Source organism: Catenulispora rubra (assembly GCF_015356825.1).
GTDB classification, from domain to species: domain Bacteria; phylum Actinomycetota; class Actinomycetes; order Streptomycetales; family Catenulisporaceae; genus Catenulispora; species Catenulispora rubra.
On sequence record NZ_JAACYW010000506.1, the window covers coordinates 1 to 3,842 of the forward strand.

A 3,842-nucleotide genomic window follows, 5' to 3' on the forward strand; every position below is an offset into this window, starting at 1 on the left:
CTGCATTTGTGAGGGTGGGGGCATTTTGTTAGGGAATAATCCCCCCTTATATACGTATAACCCTCACCGCCGACAACAATGCTCCGACAGCAATGCTCCGACAACCATGCCAAGCAGGCAGCCCGATCACGCCGACGAAGTCCAGCCCGTCAAGTGTGCAGCCCGATCACGCCCACGAAGATCGGCCCGGTCAGCGGCAGCAGGAAGTTCGACAGCGTGTACGTGATCGTGTACCCGATCATCGGCACGCTGCTCTGCGCGGTGTTGGTGATCGCGGTGATGGCCGGCGTCGAGCACTGCTGGCCGGCGATGGCGCCGATCAGGATCGGTTTCTCGATCTTCAGGAAGCGGCGGCCGATCCACAGGCCGAGGAAGGCCGGGATCAGCACCATCGCGATGCCGGACAGCGGCAGGAGCAGCGGGTACTTCTTCAGCAGCGGGCCGGCGTCCGGGCCCGCGGACAGGCCGGTGACCGCGATGAACACCGCCAGGCCGAGGTCCTTCATGGTGGCGGCGGCCACTGGCGGATAGGCGCCGAAAGTCGGCTTCGTGGATCGGAACCATCCGAAGATCAGGCCGCTGATCAGGCAGCCGCCGCCGGTGCCCAGGGTCAGGTTGGCCGAGCCGAGGTGGATCACGATCTCGCCGAGCAGGACGCCGAGGCAGATGCCCAGGCCGATGTAGATCCAGTCCGCGCTCTCGGTGCGGACCTTGGCGCCGAAGGCCTTCTGGAAGCGGTCCACCTTCGACTTCATGCCGACCACGTTCAGCGTGTCGCCGACGTGGATCTCGGTGGTGCCGGAGGCCGGCAGGTCGTTGCCAAGCCGGTTGACGCCGGTCAGGTATACGCCCTCGGTGGGGACCGGGTACTCGGAGTTGATGGTGTCGACGGTCTTGCCGTTGATCTTCTTGTCGGTGACCACCAGCTCGCGGGCCTGCATCGGGCTGTCCAGCCCGGGGACAGCGTTGGTCTCCGGCCCCAGCTCGTGACCCGCCGTCATCACCGCCTCGCGGCGCCCGACCACCAGCACCCGGTCGCCGAGCAGCAGCAGCAGCGCCGGGTCGACCGTGAGGACCCTTTTGCCGCGCTTCACGCCCTCGATCGAGGCGTGCTCGCCGACCGAGTCCTCCAGGCCCTGCACGGTGAGGCCGTCGCCCTTGGTGATCTGGTAGGTGCGGCCGACCAGCCTGGGCATCGACGCTTCCTCGTCGGAGTCCAGCGCCGCGTTGCCGCCGCGCATCTTCTCCCACAGCTCGCGTGAGGCCCGGGCCAGGTTGATGCCCATCAGGCGCGGGAAGATCTGGCTGGTCAGGAGCACGATCGAGATCAGCCCGAACAGGTAGCAGACCGAGTACGCGGTGGCCACGTGCGCGGAGAGCGTCGTGACCTGGCTCGGCGTGATCCCCGGCAGCTTGGTGATGGCGTCCTGCGCGGTGCCGACGACCGCGGACTCGGTCGCCGAGCCGGCCAGGATGCCGGCGCCGGTGCCGGTGTCCAGGTTCGCGACCTTCGTGATGCCGACCGCGATCACCAGGACGAGGACCATCTCCATCAGCGACAGCACGCCGAACCGCAGGCCCTTGGGATTCAGGTTCGCGACGAATCCGGGTCCGGCGATGTAGCCGAGCGAGAAGATGAACAGGGCGAACATGATGTTCTTCACGTCGCTGTTCACGGCGATGTGCTTGCCGTTGACGGTCTGCGCCCCCAGCAGCATGGACACGATCAGCACGCCGCAGATGCCGCCGAGGGTGATCGGCCCGACCCGCAGCTTGCCGACGAGGTAGCCCAGCGCCAGGCACGCGAACAATGCCAGGACCGCGTTCTCCTGCATCAGCTTCAACACACGGACCATCTGACCTCGTACATGATCGCCTCGCGCCCGCACCACGCCCGAACGGGTGAGCCGGGCGTGATCGGCATCGGGTACCGTCGTTGGGGTTTTGTGCCCCGCCCGGCGGCGGCCGCGGTGTCATGGAGCGGGAGGAACGCCGTGCCCTTCTTCAAGAAGCGCAAGGATGAGCAGCACGGCGTGGCGGGCCCGGAGCTTCGGAAGAGCCCTGAGGGTGCGGCGTCCGCGGAAGGTGGGGCGTCTGCGAAAGGTGCAGCGTCCGCAGAGGGCGAGGACGGGAACCCGCCCGGGAAACCGGCCGAGAAGCTGCCTGGGAACCTGCCCGCGACCCCGCCCGAGCCGCCTCACCGGTTCGCCGCCATCCGACGCGTCCGGCCCGGATCGACCTGGGGCGCCGGCCGGGTCGGCGCGTTCGGCGACGCCCTCGCCGGGCCGATGGGCTCCCTCGACAGGGGGATAGACACCGCGTGGCAGGGCCTGAAGACGGTCGGCGGCATCTTCCGCGACCGCCGCCGGGTGGGGGTGCGGGCCCAGGACCAGGCGACGGTGCAGTGGCTGCGGCAGCTCGCCGGGCTGCTGAGCACGCTCGGCGCGGAGATCCTGCGCTCCGGGGCGAACACCCGCGACGTCGAGACCCAGATCGTGGACATCGCGGCCCGCTACGGCGTGGACGCCCGCTGCTTCGCGCTGCCCACCGGGATCTTCGTGCGCGTCGAGGCGGTGGTCGGCGACGCCGGCAGCGAGCTGGACTTCGCGCCGGTCGGCACCGCCGGGATGCAGCTGAACCAGGTGGAGGCGCTGCAGAACCTGGTGCAGCGGATGCTGGGCGAGGCCCTGCCGTTCGACGAGGTGCGCAAGGCGCTGCGCGAGGAGCAGAGCCTGCCGCGACGGTTCCAGCCGGCCACGGCGATCTCCGGGTACGCGATGCTGACGCTGGCGTTGGGGATGCTCCAGCACCCGACGTGGAACGCGGCGGCCGGCTACGTCGCAGCCGGGACGGCGGTCGGCGTGCTGCAGTACCTGGTGCGCCGCTACGCGCCGAACCTGCTGACGCTGCTGCCGGTGGCCGCCGCGATCATGGTCACGGTGCTGGCGCTGCGCTTCGCCGGGCCGATCCTGCATCAGGACCCGGGCTTCCTGTACATCCCGCCGCTGATCGGATTCCTGCCCGGCGCCGCGCTCACCCTCGGCGCGATCGAGTTGTCGACGAACTCGACCCTGTCCGGGATCACGCGGCTGGCCGGCGCGCTGAACGTGCTGCTGATGCTGGCCCTGGGCATCCTGGTCGCGACCGACACCGTGCGCCCGCACCCGATCGGCAACCCGATCCCGGCGCAGCTCGGGGCGTGGGTCGGCTGGGCCGCGGTGCTGCTGCTGGCGGTCGGCTTCACGCTGAACCACGACGCCCCGCGCCGTTCGCTGGCCTGGCTGATCGTGGCGCTGCTGGCGACACGCGTGGTGCAGACGGCCGGAACGCTGGTCGGCGGCCAGGCGCTCGGCGCTTTCGTGGCGGGCATGGCACTGGTGCCGGTGGCGACCTGGATCGGCAAGCGCGCGATGATCCCGGACCAGGTGATCTTCCTCCCGGCGTTCTGGATGGTGGTACCCGGCGCCCACGGTCTGTCAGGCGTGCAGCAGCTGCTGGTCGCGCACAGCTCGGCGGGCTGGCAGACGCTGCTGAACGTGATGATCACGGTCGGCTCGATCGCCCTCGGTGTGCTCGCCGGCGCTTCGCTGCGGCGGACGACGCGCCTGGAGGTGCTGCCGGCGGACGAGGTGGGCGGGACCGGGTAGGGCGGTCGACGCGGGTTGCGCTGGCGGCCGATGGTATGCGGTGCAGGACCGCGCACCGGCCCAAGCAGCACCCGCCCGACATCGACCAGCGCGGCGTGCGGTCATTTCATACGACCCGAGATGATCCGCCCCTTATCGAACAGATTTAGCAGGCGCTGCCGACAGCGGCGCCCACCATTCACACCACATCACCCC

General features: G+C 69.6%; 2 protein-coding genes. One reads left to right on the plus strand and one right to left on the minus strand.

From position 1 onward, the window contains the following. Positions 1-149: 149 nt before the first annotated feature. A complete protein-coding gene (gene aspT / locus GWK61_RS53155) occupies positions 150-1,844 on the minus strand; it encodes an aspartate-alanine antiporter (protein WP_194921956.1) in 1,695 nt (564 codons plus the stop codon). 150 nt (positions 1,845-1,994) lie between these two features. Here aspT and GWK61_RS53160 point away from each other — a divergent pair, with 150 nt between their 5' ends. Beyond that, positions 1,995-3,647 (plus strand): threonine/serine exporter family protein, encoded by a 1,653-nt coding sequence (locus tag GWK61_RS53160; RefSeq protein ID WP_194921955.1) that lies wholly within the window; start codon positions 1,995-1,997, stop codon positions 3,645-3,647. The last annotated feature ends 195 nt before the right edge of the window (positions 3,648-3,842 follow it).